At 58.8% G+C, this 19,280-nt stretch carries 21 protein-coding genes and 9 pseudogenes; 18 read left to right on the forward strand and 12 right to left on the reverse strand.

Features of this window, described 5'->3' with window-relative positions; translation table 11 throughout:
- Window positions 1–183 precede the first annotated feature (183 nt).
- The 5 genes and pseudogenes from V7S54_RS32435 (at window position 184) to V7S54_RS32455 (ending at window position 2,357) form a co-directional block, all read left to right on the forward strand.
- Window positions 184–882: an IS6 family transposase gene (locus tag V7S54_RS32435; RefSeq protein WP_336409913.1), complete on the forward strand. Its 699-nt coding sequence runs from the start codon at window positions 184–186 to the stop codon at window positions 880–882.
- A 47-nt stretch (window positions 883–929) separates the two neighbouring features.
- Window positions 930–1,222: pseudogene (locus V7S54_RS32440) on the forward strand (PRC-barrel domain-containing protein); the annotation flags it as partial.
- A 114-nt stretch (window positions 1,223–1,336) separates the two neighbouring features.
- Complete coding sequence (locus tag V7S54_RS32445) at window positions 1,337–1,693, forward strand: hypothetical protein (RefSeq protein WP_336409912.1); 357 nt, start codon at window positions 1,337–1,339, stop codon at window positions 1,691–1,693.
- 16 nt (window positions 1,694–1,709) lie between these two features.
- Window positions 1,710–1,859 (forward strand): hypothetical protein, encoded by a 150-nt coding sequence (locus V7S54_RS32450; protein ID WP_336409911.1) that lies wholly within the window; start codon window positions 1,710–1,712, stop codon window positions 1,857–1,859.
- A 234-nt stretch (window positions 1,860–2,093) separates the two neighbouring features.
- Window positions 2,094–2,357, forward strand: a complete 264-nt coding sequence (locus V7S54_RS32455) for a hypothetical protein (RefSeq protein ID WP_113515276.1) — start codon at window positions 2,094–2,096, stop codon at window positions 2,355–2,357.
- 55 nt (window positions 2,358–2,412) lie between these two features.
- Here the strand turns inward: V7S54_RS32455 and V7S54_RS32460 are convergent, their stop codons facing one another.
- The 5 genes and pseudogenes from V7S54_RS32460 to V7S54_RS32480 form a co-directional block, all read right to left on the reverse strand.
- On the reverse strand, window positions 2,413–2,913 hold the full coding sequence (locus tag V7S54_RS32460) for an Hsp20/alpha crystallin family protein (protein ID WP_336409917.1): 501 nt from the start codon (window positions 2,911–2,913) through the stop codon (window positions 2,413–2,415).
- A gap of 25 nt (window positions 2,914–2,938) precedes the next feature.
- Window positions 2,939–3,343 (reverse strand): Hsp20/alpha crystallin family protein, encoded by a 405-nt coding sequence (locus V7S54_RS32465; protein WP_169680751.1) that lies wholly within the window; start codon window positions 3,341–3,343, stop codon window positions 2,939–2,941.
- Between the two features lie 10 nt (window positions 3,344–3,353).
- Window positions 3,354–3,788: an Hsp20/alpha crystallin family protein gene (locus V7S54_RS32470; RefSeq protein ID WP_218685739.1), complete on the reverse strand. Its 435-nt coding sequence runs from the start codon at window positions 3,786–3,788 to the stop codon at window positions 3,354–3,356.
- A 1,031-nt stretch (window positions 3,789–4,819) separates the two neighbouring features.
- The gene (locus tag V7S54_RS32475) at window positions 4,820–4,951 is read right to left on the reverse strand and encodes a hypothetical protein (RefSeq protein ID WP_336409910.1); all 132 of its coding nucleotides are present in this window, start codon (window positions 4,949–4,951) and stop codon (window positions 4,820–4,822) included.
- Between the two features lie 185 nt (window positions 4,952–5,136).
- Window positions 5,137–5,244: pseudogene (locus V7S54_RS32480) on the reverse strand (response regulator); the annotation flags it as partial.
- 261 nt (window positions 5,245–5,505) lie between these two features.
- On the opposite strand from V7S54_RS32480, the gene V7S54_RS32485 reads away from it, so the two are divergent.
- Window positions 5,506–5,808 (forward strand): DUF982 domain-containing protein, encoded by a 303-nt coding sequence (locus V7S54_RS32485; RefSeq protein ID WP_218685737.1) that lies wholly within the window; start codon window positions 5,506–5,508, stop codon window positions 5,806–5,808.
- 342 nt (window positions 5,809–6,150) lie between these two features.
- Window positions 6,151–6,352 (forward strand): annotated as a pseudogene (locus V7S54_RS32490) (hypothetical protein); the annotation flags it as partial.
- 78 nt (window positions 6,353–6,430) lie between these two features.
- Here the strand turns inward: V7S54_RS32490 and V7S54_RS32495 are convergent.
- Entirely contained in the window at window positions 6,431–6,733 is a 303-nt protein-coding gene (locus V7S54_RS32495) for a DUF982 domain-containing protein (protein WP_060585965.1), read from the reverse strand.
- A 725-nt stretch (window positions 6,734–7,458) separates the two neighbouring features.
- Here V7S54_RS32495 and V7S54_RS32500 point away from each other — a divergent pair.
- Entirely contained in the window at window positions 7,459–7,821 is a 363-nt protein-coding gene (locus V7S54_RS32500) for an SPW repeat protein (protein WP_336409916.1), read from the forward strand.
- Window positions 7,822–7,973: 152 nt separating this feature from the next.
- On the opposite strand, the pseudogene V7S54_RS32505 reads toward V7S54_RS32500, so the two are convergent.
- From V7S54_RS32505 to gatC, 4 genes and pseudogenes are all read right to left on the reverse strand, one after another.
- Window positions 7,974–8,219 (reverse strand): annotated as a pseudogene (locus V7S54_RS32505) (transposase); the annotation flags it as partial.
- Window positions 8,220–8,273: 54 nt separating this feature from the next.
- A pseudogene (locus V7S54_RS32510) lies at window positions 8,274–8,707 on the reverse strand (IS3 family transposase); the annotation flags it as partial.
- A pseudogene (locus V7S54_RS32515) lies at window positions 8,698–9,580 on the reverse strand (transposase); the annotation flags it as partial. The pseudogenes V7S54_RS32510 and V7S54_RS32515, both read right to left, overlap by 10 nt.
- A 244-nt stretch (window positions 9,581–9,824) precedes the next feature.
- On the reverse strand, window positions 9,825–10,112 hold the full coding sequence (gene gatC, locus V7S54_RS32520) for an Asp-tRNA(Asn)/Glu-tRNA(Gln) amidotransferase subunit GatC (RefSeq protein WP_060585941.1): 288 nt from the start codon (window positions 10,110–10,112) through the stop codon (window positions 9,825–9,827).
- Window positions 10,113–10,192: 80 nt separating this feature from the next.
- Here gatC and V7S54_RS32525 point away from each other — a divergent pair.
- From V7S54_RS32525 to V7S54_RS32545, 5 genes and pseudogenes are all read left to right on the forward strand, one after another.
- Window positions 10,193–10,306 (forward strand): annotated as a pseudogene (locus tag V7S54_RS32525) (protein usg); the annotation flags it as partial.
- Between the two features lie 150 nt (window positions 10,307–10,456).
- Window positions 10,457–10,933 carry an Hsp20 family protein gene (locus V7S54_RS32530; protein WP_336409915.1) on the forward strand — a complete coding sequence of 159 codons (477 nt, stop codon included), beginning with the start codon at window positions 10,457–10,459 and terminating at the stop codon, window positions 10,931–10,933.
- Window positions 10,934–11,000: 67 nt separating this feature from the next.
- Entirely contained in the window at window positions 11,001–11,300 is a 300-nt protein-coding gene (locus V7S54_RS32535) for a DUF982 domain-containing protein (protein ID WP_218685735.1), read from the forward strand.
- Between the two features lie 9 nt (window positions 11,301–11,309).
- The gene (locus V7S54_RS32540) at window positions 11,310–11,591 is read left to right on the forward strand and encodes a hypothetical protein (RefSeq protein WP_336409909.1); all 282 of its coding nucleotides are present in this window, start codon (window positions 11,310–11,312) and stop codon (window positions 11,589–11,591) included.
- Window positions 11,592–11,814: 223 nt separating this feature from the next.
- Window positions 11,815–11,934, forward strand: a pseudogene (locus V7S54_RS32545) (SPW repeat protein); the annotation flags it as partial.
- 184 nt (window positions 11,935–12,118) lie between these two features.
- Here the strand turns inward: V7S54_RS32545 and V7S54_RS32550 are convergent.
- Entirely contained in the window at window positions 12,119–12,631 is a 513-nt protein-coding gene (locus V7S54_RS32550; protein ID WP_218685734.1) for an Hsp20/alpha crystallin family protein, read from the reverse strand.
- Between the two features lie 190 nt (window positions 12,632–12,821).
- On the opposite strand from V7S54_RS32550, the gene V7S54_RS32555 reads away from it, so the two are divergent.
- The 4 genes and pseudogenes from V7S54_RS32555 (at window position 12,822) to V7S54_RS33395 (ending at window position 16,747) form a co-directional block, all read left to right on the forward strand.
- Entirely contained in the window at window positions 12,822–13,136 is a 315-nt protein-coding gene (locus tag V7S54_RS32555; protein ID WP_336409908.1) for a co-chaperone GroES, read from the forward strand.
- A gap of 54 nt (window positions 13,137–13,190) precedes the next feature.
- On the forward strand, window positions 13,191–14,819 hold the full coding sequence (groL, locus tag V7S54_RS32560) for a chaperonin GroEL (RefSeq protein WP_336409907.1): 1,629 nt from the start codon (window positions 13,191–13,193) through the stop codon (window positions 14,817–14,819).
- Between the two features lie 206 nt (window positions 14,820–15,025).
- Window positions 15,026–16,366 carry a Do family serine endopeptidase gene (locus V7S54_RS32565; protein ID WP_336409906.1) on the forward strand — a complete coding sequence of 447 codons (1,341 nt, stop codon included), beginning with the start codon at window positions 15,026–15,028 and terminating at the stop codon, window positions 16,364–16,366.
- A gap of 55 nt (window positions 16,367–16,421) precedes the next feature.
- A pseudogene (locus V7S54_RS33395) lies at window positions 16,422–16,747 on the forward strand (DUF982 domain-containing protein).
- A 245-nt stretch (window positions 16,748–16,992) separates the two neighbouring features.
- Here V7S54_RS33395 and V7S54_RS32575 read toward each other — a convergent pair.
- On the reverse strand, window positions 16,993–17,385 hold the full coding sequence (locus V7S54_RS32575; RefSeq protein ID WP_336409905.1) for a response regulator: 393 nt from the start codon (window positions 17,383–17,385) through the stop codon (window positions 16,993–16,995).
- Window positions 17,386–18,500: 1,115 nt separating this feature from the next.
- On the opposite strand from V7S54_RS32575, the gene V7S54_RS32580 reads away from it, so the two are divergent.
- Window positions 18,501–18,782, forward strand: coding sequence for a hypothetical protein (locus V7S54_RS32580; protein ID WP_336409904.1), 282 nt, complete (start codon window positions 18,501–18,503; stop codon window positions 18,780–18,782).
- Window positions 18,783–19,280: the final 498 nt, after the last annotated feature.

Raw genomic sequence — 19,280 nt, forward strand, 5'->3', positions numbered from 1 at the left:
TCACACCCCTTGGCTCAGCGTTAAGGGCTGATACAAGCCGACTGGCGTCTCTTTCCTCCACTGAAGGATCCTACTCTCATTTTCACAGCCTCGGGTACCACTCTCGGGACTGGGTCGCGACGACAGTTGCGAAGGTGATGTCAGGTTAACTGTGGGTCAGGAGTGGCTGTTTATAGGTGGGCGATGATCTCGCCTCGTTACAAGCGCCATCGATTTCCTTCGATAATTGCTCATGCCGTTTGGCTTTATTTTCGTTTCCCGCTCAGTCTGCGACTGGTTGAGGAGATGCTACTCGAGCGTGGTATTGTCGTCTCCCACGAGACCATCCGCTGCTGGGCAAGGAAATTCGGGCCGGACTATGCGCGCCGACTGCGGCGGAAGGCACCGAGGGCCAGCGACGTCTGGCATCTTGACGAGGTCGTCGTCACAATCGCCGGCGAGAAGCACTGGCTGTGGCGGGCGGTCGACCAGGACGGCTATGTTCTCGATGAAATCGTCCAGAAGCGCCGCAACACCAAGGCGGCCAAGCGCCTCCTGATCCGCCTGATGAAGAAACAGGGATGCCTGCCGAAGCGGATCGTCACCGACAAGCTGCGTTCCTATGGCGCGGCACACCGTCAGATCATGCCCGATGTCGAACATCGATTGCACAAGGGGCTGAACAATCGCACCGAAAACTCGCATCTGCCGTTGCGAAAACGCGAACGGGTGATGCAGGGATTTCGCTCAACCCGAGGATTACAGAGCTTCTTGGCCGTCTTCTCGGCTGTGCGAAATCTCTTCGTTCCGCCGCGCTCGAAACGCACCGCCATGGCCATTCATCTGCATCGCGTCAGAGCGATCGCGCACTGGCATTCGATTGCCGGTGTCACTACTGCATGAGCGCCGAAGTTGTCCCAAATCTCGGCCCAACGAAGTTAACCTGACATCTCCGCTACAACCTCATCAATCTCAATGTCACAAACAATGCCAACGAGACGATCGGCGAGATCAAGGATCTGATCCTGTCTGAAGATCAGCTGACGGGTTACAGCTGACGGGTTACATCGTGTCGGTTGGCGGGTTTCTCGGGATGGGCGATCGCTACGTGATCGTGAGCCCGAAGGCTGTTAAAATCACCTATGTCGAAAACGACAAGAAGTGGACGGCGGTGATGGATGCGACCAAGGATCAGCTCAAGGCGGCCCCTGAGTTCAAGTACGAAGGCCGCTGGCAACGCTAATCCGGGCGACGACCAAATATGGAAAGGTTCTGGAACGGGACCTTTTCACTCGCAAGGGACCAAGAATTGATACGGAACACGTGGATTGGACAAGGCCTTTTTAGGGACGTGTTGATGGCCAAGATTTCAAAGCCCGCCGCTCCGGCGGTCGGCGATACCCACGACGCATTAGGAAAGCAGGTCGCGACGCTTCGCCGTGAAGTGGCAAAGATCAATCGAACGACCGGCGTGTTGGATCAAGCGCGCGAGCGGGTATCCGACGTTTACGACGGACGTGTCGAAATCGGCGGGCGGGGCGGCGCAGCAAATGGGCACGCAGGCCCGGGCGGCTTTGCTTGGCGGGGTCGGCATACTCAGTTTCCTTTTGGGGGTGGTTGTTGGGCTGACTTTTTCGGATCCGCGTCGCCGTTGATATTGATGCCAGCTCATCAAAACTTGTGTCGGATAGCCGCTCCTCCCTTCACCTATTAGAGGCAAGATTGCTCTCATGCAGCAAAACAACACCCTCGACCTGATCAACGGCGGCCTGGTTGTCGCCGTCATAGTCCTCGGCGTCTACCTCTATCGCGAGGAAACGAAGCCGGCCGGCGCTGAAGTCCCGCTTGACCAGAATGGCGTGTCCGTTCAGGAAAACTGATGTTGAAGGCAGAGGGGAGAATTGGCAGTGAACCACCGTTCATGAGCCGTTTCCATGGCCGCGACTATCACCCTTGATGCCTCTAGCACACGTCCATCGGCGCCCACCGGTTCGGCGTTTCTCACCCATTTTCGATCCTATCGTTGCCACGCTGACTGTTTAAAATGAGCGCTCTTGGTGGTAGTTTTGCCATTCGAGCATGCACAATGGACCGGTGTGGCCGGAAAAAGATCGATGACCGGTGACAATTCGCGAATAGTCTCCGAAGAGGAGATTGCTCTCTACGATGCCATTGAACGAGCGATCGCGAATGTTCGCGCGGCTCTTGCTGAAATCGATCGCGCCTGGGTTCGCATCACTGCGGAACGGCCCAATCCGACTGCGGCTGCTTTCGCGGCTCTGGATACGGCAGACGCGATGTTGACCGTCGCCCGCGAAGATCTCGCCCGCGCCCGCGCTTCGCTCATGGCGTATCCCCGGACGAGACGCATCCAGTAATCGTAAGAGATGCGACGGATTTCGTCCGCCGCATCTCACGACCGTGAAGTCGATGTCAGGTCGCCTTCACCTCGATCTTCCTCACGCGCGACAGCGCTTCCTCCGTTTTTGGGAGCGTCACAGTCAGGACACCATTCTTGAATTGCGCGGCGGCCTTGTCCGTATCGACGCCCGACGGGAGCGGGATCGAGCGGTAGAACGACCCGTATGAGCGTTCCAACAAGTGATACCCCTTCTTGCTCTCTTCCTGCTCACTCTTTTTTTCTCCCTTGATCGTGAGCGCGCTGTCCGTCAGGGAGACATCGACGTCCTTCTGATCGATTCCAGGAAGTTCCACCGAAACCTCGAGCGCACTCTCGGTTTCGGCGATGTCCGTTCGCGGCCCACCGGTATCCCAGCGCCCGAAAGCGCCGAACGGTTGATCGAACCGCTTCCAGAAGTCCTCGAAGATGCGGTTCACATCGCGCTGCAAAGAAAAGACGGGGTTTCCATTGTCTGACTTCGCAATTTCGCTTCCCTTGTTGTTGCCCCAGGGGATCAGATCTCTAATCTGCATGGTCAACCTCCTTTCTCCGGACGAACTACGCCATCTTCAACTGGATCTTTCTCGCCTTGGCCGGCGCCGCCTTCGGGAGGACCAGCCGCAGGACGCCGTTCTTCTGCGATGCCTCGATACTGTCCCGATCGATATCCTCGGACAGCGTGAAGACGCGCTCATAATTGCCCGCGCCATATTCGGCGTAAATTTGGCGATAGTTGTCATGCTGCTGGTCCGTCGCGTAGCCGCGAATCGCCAGCGTCCGCTTCTCGAGGGTGATGTCGACACCCTCCGAGGCGACGCCGGGCATGTCGACGAGAACAACGACATTGTCCTCTGTCTCATAGATATCGGTGCGCGGGACAAACACCGGGCGCGAACGGGTCGGTTCGCCACCGTCAAGCTTGCTTGGGACCCGGCGCTCGGTCGTTTTCAGTTCCTGAGCCATGTTTGCCTCCTTATCCTTTGATCTGGATCTTCTTCGGCCGATCCGTCTCAGGCCGGTGCAGTTCAACTTCGAGTAGCCCGTTGGCGAAACGCGCCTCGACCTGTTCCGGATCGACGCGGAAAGGCAATTGCACCGTTCGAGAGAAGTTTCCGTATACTCGCTCGCGCCGGTGCCAAACGGATTTCTCGTCCTCTGCCGGCGATCCGCGTTCGCCCGTCAATGTCAAGGTGTTCTCGCGAACCGTGAGATCGACATCGTCAGGCGCGATCCCAGGCAATTCAGCAGTCACCGCCACGCTGTCCTCACCGATCCAGAGGTTGACGGGTGGAAACTCCTGGGCGGCTTTGGCTGTCATGTCGGACAAGCGCTGATTCATTTCCTGCTGCATGCGCCGCATTTCCAGAAACGGGTCGAACCCGATGCGGCCAAAATCCGATACCAGCATGTGCTTCCTCCTTCGTTTCCTAATCAGCGATGTTGCTTGCGACGTGCCAAGCACGTGCAGGCCGGGGGCCGAATGGATCGGAGGCTGTCGGGACGAGACGATGAGAAGACCGAGACGGTCGATCGCACAGCGCGCTACGCAAGAAGGTGGGGGGTCGGGCAGACGCCGGACCATATCCTCCTTGCGAAGCGATATGAACCGAACCCGGTCCAACGCATGAGTGGACCATCGTTCCCGTGCCAGGATCCGAGAGGGGCATCCGGCAAGAATGAGGTAGGTGAGCAAAACGCGCGTTTCAAGGGCCGACGTTGCTTGAGAGTGGATCAATCTTTGCTCGGTCGGCCTCTGATCTCACTGAAACGAGCGGCCTGGCTTTTTGCGCTTTGATCGCTTCCTGGCCGGTGCCTGGACCAGCTTCTCCGTGGCTCGCGGAGACGTGTTCGAGCGCTCGGGCAAGGCAGTTCTGGTGGATGCGCAGTTCGGGCTCTTGCCTCTTGGCGAAGGCTATGGGCGCCTCCCGTCAGGGAAATTTAAGCTCGACCTGGGCGTATGATGATCCCCTCCTGTGTAGCCCACCAATGAAGGGTGCGTTCAAACACCAGCCCTCGGTTGCCGACGCGTGCCGAAGTCATGACGGAGCGCCAAGCCGGAAAATTCGTGCCGAAATTCGCCCGCTCAGCGATGCCCGATTGGCGGGAAACCTCATTGGAAGGTTGGCGTTCGCCGCCAGCCAACAATTCAACTGGCTAAGGTTCGTCTCCTCGTTTCGAGTCAGAAGCTTCGTCATCGACGCTTCTCGTTTGAAAGAGGCCGGTCTAGGCCTCGGGGCCCAGATTTCATCGAGCCGGCGAAGCGCACCATGACGGCATCGAAAGTCACAGGAGCCGCGAGGGCTTGGAAGAGCAGACGGTCCACTTGTAGACCGGTTCCCTGTCGTGATGCCAGCCTCCAACAAATATGGCCGGCATGCCGTGTGATGACGTGCGAGCGAGACGAGTGCCGGGGCCGAGCCTACCCCGGAACGAGATCAATCACGGGGAAAAATCAAGGCTTGCGCGCGTGCCAGCGGATAAGGGCTTGTAGCGCACGATGCTTCCAAGATTCGTCGCCACCGCGCGAACGATCTTGCTGGCCAGCCGGTCCCTTCGCGTCTCCTTCGCCATTCCAGCCTATCCCGTCGTCCTCGACGACCAGCACGGCGTTGTCCTCCCTTCGAACGAGGCGAACCCGATTTCGCCAACGGCTCGCGATTCGTAGGCATACTTGAATGCGTTGGTCACAAGTTCGGTCACAACAACACCAAGCGAGACGGCCTTGGAATCTGCATCACCGAAAAGAACAAGCCGAGCTAGCGGATCGCATGGGCGAAACCGTCGTAGTCGACGGGCTTGGTGATGTAGACGTTTACGCCAAGATCATAGCAACGTTGGATTTCGCGCTGATCGTCCGTGGTGGCCATGGTGGGCTTCCTTCGTCAGGGTTCGTCCCGACCGGTTCTGCTGTGCGAAGATCGTCGACTGTCACGGCGCAGGCAAGGATACCCCGCGCCTACACCGTGAACCGGGTGTGTTGAGGGGGGGCAGGCGGCGATCTGTTCGCTCGGATCGTTAATCGACGTCGACATGTGGTGGGTTGGAAGACTTGAAATCTGCTCTGTCTGCGCCGATATTTTTTTCACTTCTTTTTCATCCGGCTTGAATGCGAAAGGAGGAACATCATGCTCAACCCGGAATTGGTTTTGATGACTCCCGTCACCGTCCAGATGAAGGACGGGGCGTCTCAGGTCTTCACTTCTGTCAACGACGTGCTCGATTTCCTCGAAGGGGATTGGGCCATCTATCGCGGCAGAAAGTACAATCGGGCGGTTCAAACATGCCGCCGCGCCCTAAACCGAGTGACGCCAGTCGCCATCGCGCGAGAAGCGTTTATGGACGCCTGCCAAGACGCGGGAATGTCGACCCGTGCAGATGGACTCCCCGGGGCGAAGACGGGTACCGGCGGTCAACGCTCGCTTGCCTAGAATGGTTGGGCTGGGGCACTTCTTAGTGCCCCAGCCTTTCGAGCATTCGCGCCGGCTCACCGGAGCAATTCGCCATCACCCTTAAAGCGTTCTGATGGAGCCGCCAGACGCGATATCCGGGCATTTCGGTTGATCGTGTCAGGCCCACGTTCGCCTTTACGGCCCCTGGGCCACCGTGCGGACGGAGGGTGCGGGGCGTGGATCTCGTCACTCATGGTTGGCTGCCCCATCACAGTGACAATCGGGCTCTTGAAGATCAGTTTCCGCAAAAATACGTCGTTTCGACGCCGCCCTCGACAGGCGCGGCCTACCTGCCTGCCGTGCGACCACCTGGGTCCGCTCGTGAAGAAAGGACGGTTGATCCAGGCACTAGCGGACTGGTGTCCCTCGTCCTGGAGATCACCTCTACTATCCGAGCCGCCGCCTGGCTTCGCCTGCCTTCGCGCTGCTACTACTGGTTGAAGCTGTGCGCTATCGATGGCTTCCACGGGAGGAAAGCGGTTTCGGAGGCAGGCTCACTGCCGCCCGCGCCAGCCTACCTTGAAAACCACGCAACAAGCGCTGCTTACCGCGCTAGCTAGAGAGGCCGCGAGCGCGGCCCCCCCCACTCCCGAAAGCCGGTTTACGGGTGTACTCGACCGCCGCCCGGTTTGGCCTTGATCATCCACGGCAACACCGCGGGAGCTTTCACAAGGATACCCTTCTTGTGCGCAAAGGAGCGGAGCGCGTCGCGCGCCACCTGAACTGGCTTGTGGCCGTCATGTGCTAGGTAGCAGGTCTTCAGGGTCGCGTCATGAATGATATCGCGATCTCCTTTGGACCACTCCTCGAGGAAATCGATCGCGTCGTCCAGGTTTGTGATTTCGAGGACCAGATCCTTCCTTTCACGCAGGTAAACTGGTCGGTCAAACATCTTCGTGTGCATTTCCACCTCACTGAATTCGTTGGTTTTCAACAAGGAAAGCGCTTTTGGATGGCGCCCGTCGAAGATTTATTTTCGCGGCTTGGCGAGTTCAAGGGGTAGAGCGTGCATTATGCATCCGCGCTTCTATGCAAACTCAAAGGTCCGGGGCGGACCGCGGGTTCGAGAGCATGGCCGCGCTCTTTCGAACTGACCGGCGAGTTGAAAAAGAGCTGGCTCATCGCCGAAGCGAGCGACGATGTTGAAGGCATGAAACGAGATTACGCTTCAGCGTGTCCAACACTGGAACGAATCCGGCCTTCCGGGTGACAAGAGCTCGCTCGGCTGCCGGCGAGCGGCTCCGGTCAGGGTGGCGCATCCGGTGACCGTCATGGGTGTGAGGAATCATAGGCACCGCACCAAGTTTATCCCGGCGGCGGCTGGTACCTCCCCCTTTTGCCGCGATCCGATTGCACGCTGAAATTTTCCTACTCTCGTCGGCGGATTGGCAACCGCATGTCCCATTTTCGTCGCGGGCCTTCCTCCAACGGTGTGTTCTGCAACTGTTCGCCTACGCGAAGATCGTCGATCTGGGAAGGCAGTCGATCACAATCGCCTTAGTCGTGGTTGCCGCAGCCCACGGAGATAATCCGGCTCTTGAAGATCGAATTTCGCAAAATTACATCGTTTTGCGCGCGTTCACAGCGCGCGTGAACACCGTCGATCAAGCTTCATTCGTGGAGGTTGTCATGGAAAATGGACTGATGGAAAGCAAGAAAGCACAGGATTGGCTCAATCTGGTTCTCGCAGTCGCCCTGTTCGTCTCACCTTGGGTGCTCGGCTTCGCCGGTGAAACCGTACCGGCGTGGAACGCATGGATTGTCGGAATCTTGCTCGCCGCTCTGGCGGTTGCCGCTCTGTCGGCGTTTGCTGAGTGGGAAGAGTGGTCGAGCCTGGTACTCGGGGTCTGGCTGATCGTCTCGCCCTGGCTGCTTCAATTCGCGGCGAACGTGAACGCGATGTGGACCCACGTGGTCCTTGGAGCGCTCGTCGCCGCCGTGTCGGCCTGGGCGCTTTGGGACAATCGGCAGAACCCGCATGCTCATGCATGATAGAGAATTGGAGTATGGCCCGCCGCCTCAGCGGCGGGCTCAGACTGCTGACAAGCCCGTCGATATTTTCGGCGGGTTTTTGTTTTGGGGTTTGCGCTGTCGAGTGGATTGCGGCGGCTTGGGGCCCTGGGGTCAGGGCCCTGGTCAGGACCATAGCGATGATCGTGAAGCTGCTTGGCGTCGGCAAACGAGCGCTCGACCGTCTCCTTGCGGCGTTTGTAGATCGCCTTGGCCCAGGACGTCAGGCGGTTGGCATCGGTGCGCTCGCGGGCATCGGCCCAGACATGACGGGTGACGGTGCGGGTCGCAGCGGCGTTTGATGTGCAGGCGGCCAACAACGGGCAGTCGCGGCAGATCGCCGGGTCGGAGCGATAGTGGCGACAGCCGGTGCGATCGGAATAGGTGGCCGGCTTCGTTTCGGAATCAGCGGCCGACTTCACCGGAATGCGCACTGAGCACCACCGAAGGTTCGACACTTCGACCGCAACACGGCCATCATGGCGGCGGGCATCGATAGCACCGGTATGGCGCTGAAGAAGCAGCCCATGCAGCTTGATCACTCGATAGACGCGCTTGGCATTTGGCCAGGCACGCCCTTCGTTGATGGCGTTTCGAGCAAAATGGCGTGAACCCGGCGATAGCCGCAGGTCGGCATGTCGGCGATGATCGCTTTGATCTCTTCAACCAGTCCCCGATCAGCAAGCGGCGGCCGTCCGCGGGCTTTGGAAGGGATCTGCTTTGCACGTTCTGCCATGTTTGACCGGGCAACACCCAAAGTCTCGCACACCGCCGTCACCGCGAAGTACTTCGGCAATGACAGCGAGCGCAACAGATGTTTTTTTGGGCGGGTGGCAATCTCGAGCGCTTCCTTGAGAATTTCGCCTTCTCCGAACAGGACAGACCCTCCTTGTGCAAGGCGTGCACGGTATCGAACACCATCTGCTGTGATTGTCGATGAGCGTGGCGCACCCGGCCCTGATGCGTTGCATCAACCTGCGGATCCTCCTGAATCAGATCGATTTGCGCGCCTCCGGTGTTTCTATTCGGCAGCTCTTCCCGTGGCGCGGCTGGAAAGGCTCATCTGCTCCTCGATCACGACGCGCAGATTCTGCATGAGATGGAACCGGTCAGCCACCTGACGCGCTTGCAGCGTTCCTTCGCGGACAGCTTGCGCGTAAAGCCCGCATCGGTCTCGGCTCACGATCTCGACAGAAGGGTGCCGCTCCAGCCATTGCGCGGCACTCGCCACGCTCCGGTCGTCAAGGATATCGACAACTGAACGGCGCTCCAGGTCGACGATCACCGTGCCGTAGCGCCAGGATCGCCGCCTGCTCCCTATGCCAACGACCCGGATCGTGGCGTCGCAACGCGCGAGCGCGGCATCGCTGACAGCCATGCCGCCGAGCCTTCGCATCAAGTGCTCGCCAGGACGACCGCCGGCACTGTGGCCGAGCAGACTGACAATCTCTGAGACCCTCGTTGTCCTGCGCGCATAAGGGGGAGCATTCGTCGGAAGTCGATCGGTAAACGTTTGTCGTTGACAGTTCTGGTGTGCGCACCGCCAGCGGCTCAACCGAAGCTTAACCGTTACTGCCTTTCCTTGGACCAGCCATGCCGATTTCGAGTCCTCCGGCCGCAATCAGGGCAAATGCCGAACCCTGGACAGGCAGCGGAAACAACCCAACTGTCATCAGGCAGTGGGCGCGACACCCAGGACTTTTGCACCTGGGCCGGGCGACCATTTCGTGTTCGTGTGCATCCCCGCCCATAGCGGCATCATGTCTAACGGTGAGTGAACCACAATTTGAGGAAGAACCTGATTAAGTGCAAAACGACAGGACCTTCGCCATGACACATCATTCGATCACAAACGAGATCGGCAAGCTTTCGAAGAATCGGATGTGGGCCGGAAATCTCAAGCCGCTAACACGCGCCACGCAAAGGGGCGCATCGTTTGGCGATCGCCGGCCGTGAAATGCTCCAAGGCCCGAGGCTGTCTGTGCTTACTCGAGAATCTTGGGGACCAGGAAGAAGTTGCGCTCACTGAGAGGTGCATTCGCCACGATCTCTTCGGCATGATTGCCTTCGGTCACGACGTCCTGGCGCATTTTCATGGTTGTTGGCACAACCGAGGTCATCGGAGGGATGCCTTCGACATCAACCTCCAAAAGTTGCTCGATGAAGGTCAGAATTTCGTTCAGCTCGCCACACATTTTTTCAGCCTCGTCTTCGCTGAGTGCGAGACGGGCAAGGCGGGCAATACGTCTAATGGTCGCGATATCTATCGACATAGGCTCCGTCCGATTTGATGGCTTCCGTCGCTTGCGCAAGCCGATCTGAGCCTTCTGCCGCTAACACTGACTGCCTACCAGAAATCTGGCAAGTCAATCTCGACGGCCCGCTGCATTCCGTTCGCTATACGCATCAGTGCCTGATCCGGCCGAACGAATGGCGCCGTATTGGAGGTGAGTTCAATTTGCACTGAGATTTGCGAAAATTCTCCAAGGCGGCACTTGAAGCCGGATTTCACAAATACCAGATTATTTGCCGCCAGCCGCTGACAACAGGGCTGGCAATGCTGGAAGCGCCGTCTTTCGGCGCTCCATATCCATGTTGCTTTCAGGAGGATATGGCTATGGCAACATCTTACGACTACACGCCTCTCTTCCGATCGAGCGTTGGCTTCGACCGGCTCTTCAATCTTCTGGAAAACGCCCAGCGCGACCGTTCGACCAGCGATTGGCCGCCCTATGACATTGTCAAGACGGGTGACGACAGCTACCGCATCTCGATTGCGGTTGCCGGCTTCGCCGAAGGCGACCTGGACCTAACGTTCCAGACCAATCTTCTCACCGTTATTGGCAAGAAGCAGGATTCTGCGTCCGAAGCCTATCTGCACCGAGGCATCGCCCACCGCCCGTTCGAACATCGTTTCGAGCTCGCCGACCATGTCACGGTGCGTGGAGCGGGACTGAGCAATGGTCTGCTGACCATCGATCTCGTCCGGGAAATTCCGGAGGCATTGAAACCGCGCAAGGTCAGTATTCAAAGCGGTTCCGTTCTTGGAAGGTTGGACGCCGCGCCGCAGATCGAAGCCCAGAGCGCGGCGTAAACGAAAACATCGGATGGGCGCCGTTCGATGGCGCCCATGGACACACCGGGTTGGAAAGGAGAGAGTTATGAAACCCGATATGTTCAAGAACCCTGTGCGAATTCTCGTCGGTCTTGGATTCCCGACGGAAGTGAGAAGCGTGATGGACGCTTACCGACATCTGGTCGAGTGGCCGATATCGCTCAGGGATGGTCCGCATTCGGTTGCGCTCAAGGCATGCCGTGCTGCCTTGTGCGGCGAGATCGAAGCTGAGACCGCACGCGGCTTGTTTGCCGCCTTCGCGGAAAAGCACGATCTGCTGGCGCCGGAAACTGACCTCGTCATGGCGTCTCATGCCAGGTGGAGCAGGAAGCCGCACCTAAGCTGAGGTGAACCGATGATGGACGATATGTTTAAGCAGATTGCCGCAACTGCCGTGAACATCGGACCGGAAGTTCTAGCATCTCACTGGTCGCCGTTTCGACGTCCAATGGATGTGGTGAAGGCTCCTGCACTTTCTGTCGATGATAAACGGGCCATTCTCGCCGCGTGGTCTTCGGACTTTTACGCGATAGATTCGAAGCCAGCTCTCCGTCATATACCAGGAACGCCTGAGCCGGTTACAATCGATGAGGTTCGGTCTGCCCTGCGAGAGCTCGATTCGCGGTACGATATCTGACGGAGTTATCTGGCGCCTGCTTCAAAGCCTTGCCAGCTTTCCGACGGGCGGTTCTCATATGAGGCGGCCCGTCAAAGATATACGGACTGGGAATTCAGTTCCCATCGAAAGAATGCCTTCTTCAGACGGCACGGTGCCAGCTTTCGCTTTTCATTAATGTTCCGGCGGCCGCTTTTAGGCCTGGAGGAGCGGTAGGCGGTGGTGCGGTTGAGGCATCTTCTCCTGGCTGATGGTCTCGCCTTGGCTGCTTCAATTCGCGGCGAACATGAACGCGATGTGGACCCATGTGGTCCTCGGCGTGCTCGTCACCGCCGTGTCAGCCTGGGCACTCTGGGACTATCGGCGCATGCACATGTATGATCGAGAAAAAGGAGAGTACGGCCCGCCGCTTCAGCGGCGGGCTCTTCCGGATTGGCGATGCCGATCGATGCGCCGATCGCGCAGCAACGGGGATTGAATGGTAGAGCTTGCCGGCGATATCAACGAAAACTAGGGACGGCGGCTCCTGTCGTCTACGACGGTGCAATTCAGTTTCTGTCGCTTTGCGTAGGCAATGGCGGCATCGCGGGTTGGGAAATGCAGTTCAAAGCGGCGACCTTGTCCTCATCGACTTGGCGACCAAGGGACAGCCGCCGTTTGAAGCGCCCGTAGTAACGCTCGCTGAACCGGCGATCCTTGTCCTCAGTCTCCGATTTGTTCTCGCCGCGAAGCGTAAGCACGCCATCTTCCAGCAGCACCTCGATGTTGTCTGGATCGACGCCTGGCACCTCCGCGATCAGGCGGATTTCGTTGTCATTCTCCTCGATTTCCACGTGCGGCCACGAACCATTGAAGGGCGACGTGCCACCGAGCAACGATGGCGGGCCAAAGCCGCGGAAGACTTCGTCGAAACATAGGTACGAGGGAGCGCCAAGAAGCTTGGGGCTCCCGGACTGGTGTCGACCCACCTCGGCGTCGATGAGAATGAGGTGGGGATCATGATGCCTTGCGTCAAGTGGCAGCCACACCCTCCAACCACCAGCGACGTGAAATAGTCTCATGAATTCATGCCGGTAGCACTCGATAGGCTAGAGTGCTAAAAATTTTCTGTCTCCCTCTTGAAACTCGAATAAACAAAAACCAGATCGATTAACGCGCGATGCCGAAAGGCTCGGTGCCCCGCGCCGGTTTCGCTCCGAATGCGGCGCGGAGGACTTCTTGAAAAATCTGTTTGTCCACGAGGAGAGCGATATGACGTTCCGTCCCTTGCATGACCGAATCCTGGTTCGCCGCATCGAGGCCGAGGAGAAAACGGCCGGCGGCATCATCATTCCAGACACGGCGAAGGAAAAGCCACAGGAAGGTGAGGTCCTTGCCGCTGGCCCGGGTGCGCGCGATGACAGCGGGCAGCTGCGACCGCTCGACGTGAAAGTGGGTGACCGCATTCTGTTCGGCAAATGGTCGGGCACCGAGATCAAGCTCAATGGCGAGGATGTCCTGATTATGAAGGAATCGGACGTGATGGGCGTGGTCGAGATCGACGCCGTAGCGAGAAACGCGGCGTAGTGTCGATCCGGACCCATGCCAGACAAGGAATGCTGCCTGAGGAAGGAGTAGAAAATGGCTGCCAAGGAAGTGAAATTCCATTCCGACGCCCGCGAAAGGATGCTGCGCGGCGTCGACATCCTCGCCAATGCCGTCAAGGTTACGCTCGGTCCGAAGGGCCGTAACGTGGTGATTGACAAGTCATACGGCGCACCCCGCATCACCAAGGACGGCGTCACCGTCGCCAAGGAGATCGAGCTCGAGGACAAGTTCGAAAACATGGGCGCACAGATGGTGCGGGAAGTGGCGTCGAAGACCAGTGACATCGCTGGTGACGGCACCACCACCGCGACTGTTCTTGCTCAGGCGATCGTCAAGGAAGGTGCGAAGGCTGTGGCGTCGGGCATGAACCCGATGGACCTCAAGCGCGGTATCGACAAAGCAGTCGAAGCTGTGGTCGAGGAACTGCGGCGGAACGCCCGCAAAGTCACCAGGAACGACGAGATCGCCCAGGTTGGCACCATCTCGGCCAATGGCGACACCGAGATTGGCCGCTTCCTCGCAGAAGCGATGGAAAAGGTCGGCAACGAAGGGGTGATCACCGTCGAGGAAGCCAAGACCGCGGTGACGGAGCTGGAAGTCGTCGAAGGCATGCAGTTCGATCGCGGTTATCTCTCGCCGTATTTTGTCACCAACCCGGATAAGATGCGGGTTGAGTTCGAGGAACCCTACATCCTGATTCACGAAAAGAAGCTCTCGAACCTGCAGACATTGCTGCCGGTCCTCGAAGCGGTGGTTCAATCCGGCAAGCCGCTGCTGATTATCGCCGAGGATGTCGAAGGCGAGGCACTCGCAACCCTCGTCGTCAACAAGCTGCGCGGCGGCCTGAAGGTCGCTGCCGTCAAAGCGCCGGGCTTCGGCGACCGCCGCAAAGCGATGCTGGAGGACATAGCGATCCTCACTGGCGGAACCGCGATCTCTGAAGATCTCGGTATCAAGCTCGAGAACGTGACCCTCAATATGCTTGGCCGCGCCAAGAAGGTCGTCGTCGAAAAAGATAACACGACGATCGTCGACGGCGCTGGCTCGAAGACGGAGATTGAGGGCCGCGTCGCGCAGATCAAGGCGCAGATCGAGGAAACCACGTCGGACTACGATCGCGAGAAGTTGCAGGAGCGGCTGGCCAAGCTTGCCGGCGGCGTTGCCGTCATCCGCGTCGGCGGCTCAACCGAGGTTGAGGTGAAGGAACGCAAGGACCGCGTCGACGACGCCATGCACGCCACGCGGGCGGCCGTCGAGGAGGGCGTGCTGCCCGGCGGAGGCGTCGCTTTGCTGAGAGCCGTCAAAGCACTGGACAACGCTCAGACCGAGAATGCCGACCAGAGGCACGGCATCGACCTCGTTCGCCGTGCGATCGAAGCGCCGGTGCGCCAGATCGCCGAGAACGCGGGTGCCGAAGGCTCGATCATTGTCGGCAAGCTGCGCGAGAAGACCGATTTTGGTTATGGCTGGAACGCCCAGACCAACGAGTTCGGGGATCTTTACGCTCAGGGCGTGATCGACCCGGTCAAGGTCGTTCGCACCGCGCTGCAGGACGCCGCCTCGGTCGCCGGCCTGCTGATCACCACCGAGGCAATGGTCGCCGAGAAGCCGAAGAAGGATGCACCGCTCCCGCCGATGCCGGGAGGTGGCATGGACTTCTGACTGCAATGATAAGTCCGCGCCCCCGACGGGGCGCGGGCTTTGGGTAGACTTGTGAAGTAAGAGATGCATTGCGCCTCAATCGGCGCGGCGTTTCGATATCGGACTGGTGCTGGTTTGGCAGGAGTCAAAATCGTGGCTCCGATGAGGCTGGCCCCGAGGGCCCGCCCCCTGCACCGAAGGAGGATCTGAAGAATTCGGGGCCAAAAATGACCACGCGTTCGTCGAAATATGTTGGCGTATTCGCCGCACTCGTCCTCATCCTGGTTCCTGCGCCGTTACCGGCGGCGCGGCCGCAGTCGGCGATGTCGGCAAGCACTCAACCCCCGCTCGCTGATGTCTTGGAAGACGTCACGCCGGCGGTTGTCAACATTGCAGTAAGGTCTCGCGTTTCCGCCGAAACCAATCCTCTTTACAACGATCCCTTCTTCCGCCGCTATTTCAACCTGCCTGAGCAACAGCAGCGGCTGAGCGCGGGCTCCGGCGTCATCGTTGACGCCGCCAAAGGCTATATCCTCACCAATCACCATGTCGTTGCGGACGCCGGCGAGATTGCGGTAACCCTGAAGGACCGCCGCCGCTTCACGGCCGAACTGGTCGGCAGCGACAAGGCAACCGATATAGCGTTGCTGAAGATCGACGCCGACAAGCTGACGGCGCTCTCGTTCGGCGATTCCGGTGCCCTGCGGGTCGGCGACCCCGTTGTTGCGATCGGCAATCCGTTCGGGCTTGGCCAGACCGTCACCTCCGGCATCGTCAGCGCCCTTGGCCGTGGCGGCATCAATGTCGAGGGCTATGAGGATTTCATCCAGACGGATGCTTCGATCAATCCCGGCAACTCGGGAGGCGCACTGGTGACCGCGGACGGCCTGCTGGTCGGCGTCAACACCGCAATCATCGCGCCCACCGGCGGCAATGTCGGCATCGGCTTTGCGGTTCCGATCGCAATGGCGTCGGCCGTGATGGAGCAACTGATCGAGCATGGCGAAGTGCGGCGCGGCCGGATCGGCATCTCCGTCCAGGACCTGACGCCCGACCTGGCCGAGGCGCTGAGCATTGCGGAAAGCTCCGGCGCCGTCGTCGGCAGCGTTGAGCAGAATTCGCCCGCGGCACAGGCCGGCCTTCGAGCTGGCGATGTCATCATCGCCGTCAACAATCGGAAAATCACGGGCTCCGCAGATCTCCGCAATCGTGTCGGCTTGGCTCAGGTCGGATCGGAAGTCGAAATCGAATATCTGCGTGATCGGGTTCGCAGAACGGTGACAATGCGCATCGAGCCGGACGAGGCAATTGCCAAGCCTGGAGCCATGCCCGCTCGCCTTGAGGGCGCTGAGTTCCAGGATGCGGCCGGCAACGTGGTTGTTTCCAGCGTTGAAGATGGAAGTGCTGCCGCCCGAGCCGGTCTGCGCATGGGCGACGTGATCGTTGCTGCCAATCGGCGGCCCATCTCGACAGTGGCGGAACTCGAGACAGCGTTAAAGAACGCCAGTGGCACGATCGCGCTCGATCTGTTTCGCGCCGGGTCGAAACACGTGCTGGTGATCCGGTAGGCAGTTGCCCGACGCATGACGTTGACATCCAATGCCGCGTGAATGGAGGAAAACGATGGAACACGATTGCTTTCGACATCCCGTCACAATCCTTGTCGGTCTCGGATTTCCGAGCTGAGGTTCACGGTCTGAGAAGACTATGCCTGGCTGATCGAGTGGCCGCCATCGAAACGAAATGCAACCCACGCCATCGCGCTCAATGCCTGCAGGGCAGCACTTGCAGGCGAGATTGATGTCGAGACCGCTCGCGGGACGTTTGTCGCCTTCGCGCGACGGGCCAATCTTCTCGCACCAGACACCGACGCGATCGTCGCCGGTGGCGGAGCCGGTGCGGGTGCCCAAGCCGGAAACAGTAAATCGATGATGCCTGGGACCGGATAGGCGACGAGCGATATTCAGTTTCCCGTTCCGTCTTAGCTCTACCGTTGAGCGGGTTGTCGCCACCGACACGTCTGGAAGTGGCTCGAAAATCGCACAACAATTCCAACTGAAACACCGATTGGAGTCTAAGCGCCCGTGCCCCAGCCCCTTGCAACGCCGTTGCAGGGCATAGGGATTTCAATAAGTGGATGGAAAACGACTAAATGCTCTGATGATGGGGACTGAAGCTCGACTCTCCTGCCGTTCTAGGAAGCTGTCCTTCCAGGTGACCGGTCATTAAGAAGTTGAGAAATTGCCGTCGTCAATTGTGCCATGGCAAAGGGCTTCTCAATCATGATGCTGTTCGGGACGCCTTTTGACGCCCAATCAAGGGCACTGTCTCCACTGACGTAGACGACAGGCATCTCGGGGTCGTTCTCCCTGGCGTGACGTGCGACATCCCAACCGTCCGGTGGCTCGCGGAACCGAATATCAGTGATTAGGCCTTGAATGGATGAACCTTCGGCATTCAAGCGGGTTATTGCCTCCCCGCCCGCCGAGACAGCGACAACGTCGAATCCCGCCTCAGTGAGTGCGTGTTCGAAATCAAGCCGTAACAGCGCCTCATCTTCGGCTAGCAAAATGACGGTGGGTTCCATTCTCAAGGCCGCCAGCATGTCCGATGCGGATGAACGCCGAAAGAGGCAAAGGGTTCCTTTTTTGGGAGCAGATGCTGGCGAGCGGGAGTAGAATTATCACTAAGCTCTTGCGGCTGACATGACTACGCGCAGAATGGCCGGATACGATAGCCATGATCCACAACCAATACCTTGAGGGTCGCAGCCAACGCACCACATGCGCTGCGCCGGGCGTCGCCTCGGGTGTGACGAGACGATAGACGGACCCCTTCTGCTGTGTTTCAGGTCAGCAGCTGCCATGCGGATAAGTCGGGAATGAACCAGAGGACCGGCCGGAAAAGTTGAGGGACAAGAACAGGCCTGCCACTTCTGATCTCAAGTCAAATTCCCCAGGACGTGGTATGCTTTATTTAATGCTATGAGATTGAAAATAAAGCACCAAATGCCGTGCGACTTATAGAAACTAGATCGAACATTCCTCCCGTTCAAAATGGAGAGCATGATGTTGGGACGAAAGGTTCGTTCATCAGAAGACCATGGATGGGCAGCCTTGCCGGTAGGAATAATCTTCGCAGCGACGATCGCTATCATCGCCTACCTTGTCGTAGGAGGAGTCGGTAACAAGCAGTCAGCGTCGAAGGTCTACCTGCCAGCAGCAACCCTGCATAAGCCCGGATAAAGGAACAGCGTTCCGAACTACCGTTCCAAGACTTCCAGAATCTTACAGGGCCTTGGAAGTCCCCTCTGGCTGGATTTTCCGTTCGCGTTCGCAATCAGCACGGGCAACCAGCGTACTATGCTGACTTCGATGACTGCGAGGAAACGGCCTGTCGATGGTATGGGTTGCCTGCGACACTGATCCCGTGCCGACCTGGGGAGTGCTGGGGCGGGTTATGCAAAGAGATGCTGTTTCGGACCGCTCGTGGGGCCCATCTAGCGGGGGGAAGCTGTAGGCAGCTGAGGCCCAGAGGCGCCTCGATCGCGGTCCCGGGCGAGAGGGTTTCCCAACTTAGGACGAACGCAGCGTTCTTCTATGGGACTTAGGTCCTATCCGCTCGCGCAAAGGTCGCCTCGGGCGAGCCGGCCTGGAACAACGCCCGCATGGGCGGGTTGGACTTCGACAAGGAGTTCTGGCGATGATCTTAATCCCACCGGAATTTGACAGCGGAGGCGGCGAGGGTTCCGACGCTTCGGGGCTCATCGCCTCCATCAAATATGCGCTGGCGGCTGAAGCGCCGTTCGACACCCAAAACATTTGCTTGAGCATGCTCGGCAACACCGTTGTCATCGAAGGACTGGTCGACGCCCCTGACGCCGACACATATATTCAACGCCTGGCGGAGGACATCGCCGGCGAGGGTCGCGTTCTAGTACGGGTGAGTTGTCCCAAGGGCGAGCCGGGCGGCGAGGCCCATTAGTCGAGGCTTCCCTAAGTCGCACTCGCGGCCTTGCTTGTCTTTGCCGCGGTACAGGTGTTTGGCGATCTGACATCAAAAGGCCCTAGATTCTAAACGGGTAGAAATCTAGGGCCTTTCGTCTGAGCGTTCGACTTCACAGACGCATCTTCGTGCAGCCGCATCATTGCCACCACCTCATCAGCCTGAAGCATATCCCCGCCCTGCATCGTTCGCGACAATGCAGGATGCGATGAAATCGTGCTCGTCATCTATTGCTCCTCGTTTTGACACGAGGGGTCAGTTCTTCGCTTCGTTACCTGGATCTTACCCGTTGATCCGGGGCCTTGCTCGCAGGCCCAAGCGGCTGAACGGGCAAAACCGCGACCCGTGGGCGGATCGCGGCTCCGGGTGCCAGTTGTGAGGTGCAGGGACAATGGCGACCGACTACAAATTGCAGCCACTGAGTTAATTTAGTGTTGCCTCACGGGTGTTGTTTTCATCCGTGAGAACCTTCAACAC

The sequence above is a fragment of the Ensifer sp. CCNWLY38 genome (genome assembly GCF_037120565.1).
GTDB lineage: Bacteria > Pseudomonadota > Alphaproteobacteria > Rhizobiales > Rhizobiaceae > Ensifer > Ensifer adhaerens_H.

What these genes read in the sequence shown, in the direction of transcription:
- V7S54_RS32540 (WP_336409909.1), top strand. Translation starts at nt 11,310, where the DNA reads ATGATGGACGATATGTTTAAGCAGATTGCCGCAACTGCCGTGAACATC.
- V7S54_RS32485 (WP_218685737.1), top strand. Translation starts at nt 5,506, where the DNA reads ATGCTCAACCCGGAATTGGTTTTGATGACTCCCGTCACCGTCCAGATG.
- gatC (WP_060585941.1), bottom strand. Translation starts at nt 10,112, where the DNA reads ATGTCGATAGATATCGCGACCATTAGACGTATTGCCCGCCTTGCCCGT.
- V7S54_RS32530 (WP_336409915.1), top strand. Translation starts at nt 10,457, where the DNA reads ATGGCAACATCTTACGACTACACGCCTCTCTTCCGATCGAGCGTTGGC.
- V7S54_RS32535 (WP_218685735.1), top strand. Translation starts at nt 11,001, where the DNA reads ATGAAACCCGATATGTTCAAGAACCCTGTGCGAATTCTCGTCGGTCTT.
- V7S54_RS32455 (WP_113515276.1), top strand. Translation starts at nt 2,094, where the DNA reads ATGACCGGTGACAATTCGCGAATAGTCTCCGAAGAGGAGATTGCTCTC.
- V7S54_RS32550 (WP_218685734.1), bottom strand. Translation starts at nt 12,631, where the DNA reads ATGAGACTATTTCACGTCGCTGGTGGTTGGAGGGTGTGGCTGCCACTT.
- V7S54_RS32575 (WP_336409905.1), bottom strand. Translation starts at nt 17,385, where the DNA reads ATGGAACCCACCGTCATTTTGCTAGCCGAAGATGAGGCGCTGTTACGG.
- V7S54_RS32450 (WP_336409911.1), top strand. Translation starts at nt 1,710, where the DNA reads ATGCAGCAAAACAACACCCTCGACCTGATCAACGGCGGCCTGGTTGTC.
- V7S54_RS32475 (WP_336409910.1), bottom strand. Translation starts at nt 4,951, where the DNA reads ATGGCGAAGGAGACGCGAAGGGACCGGCTGGCCAGCAAGATCGTTCGC.
- groL (WP_336409907.1), top strand. Translation starts at nt 13,191, where the DNA reads ATGGCTGCCAAGGAAGTGAAATTCCATTCCGACGCCCGCGAAAGGATG.
- V7S54_RS32565 (WP_336409906.1), top strand. Translation starts at nt 15,026, where the DNA reads ATGACCACGCGTTCGTCGAAATATGTTGGCGTATTCGCCGCACTCGTC.
- V7S54_RS32555 (WP_336409908.1), top strand. Translation starts at nt 12,822, where the DNA reads ATGACGTTCCGTCCCTTGCATGACCGAATCCTGGTTCGCCGCATCGAG.
- V7S54_RS32465 (WP_169680751.1), bottom strand. Translation starts at nt 3,343, where the DNA reads ATGGCTCAGGAACTGAAAACGACCGAGCGCCGGGTCCCAAGCAAGCTT.
- V7S54_RS32445 (WP_336409912.1), top strand. Translation starts at nt 1,337, where the DNA reads ATGGCCAAGATTTCAAAGCCCGCCGCTCCGGCGGTCGGCGATACCCAC.
- V7S54_RS32495 (WP_060585965.1), bottom strand. Translation starts at nt 6,733, where the DNA reads ATGCACACGAAGATGTTTGACCGACCAGTTTACCTGCGTGAAAGGAAG.
- V7S54_RS32435 (WP_336409913.1), top strand. Translation starts at nt 184, where the DNA reads ATGATCTCGCCTCGTTACAAGCGCCATCGATTTCCTTCGATAATTGCT.
- V7S54_RS32460 (WP_336409917.1), bottom strand. Translation starts at nt 2,913, where the DNA reads ATGCAGATTAGAGATCTGATCCCCTGGGGCAACAACAAGGGAAGCGAA.
- V7S54_RS32470 (WP_218685739.1), bottom strand. Translation starts at nt 3,788, where the DNA reads ATGCTGGTATCGGATTTTGGCCGCATCGGGTTCGACCCGTTTCTGGAA.
- V7S54_RS32580 (WP_336409904.1), top strand. Translation starts at nt 18,501, where the DNA reads ATGATCTTAATCCCACCGGAATTTGACAGCGGAGGCGGCGAGGGTTCC.
- V7S54_RS32500 (WP_336409916.1), top strand. Translation starts at nt 7,459, where the DNA reads ATGGAAAATGGACTGATGGAAAGCAAGAAAGCACAGGATTGGCTCAAT.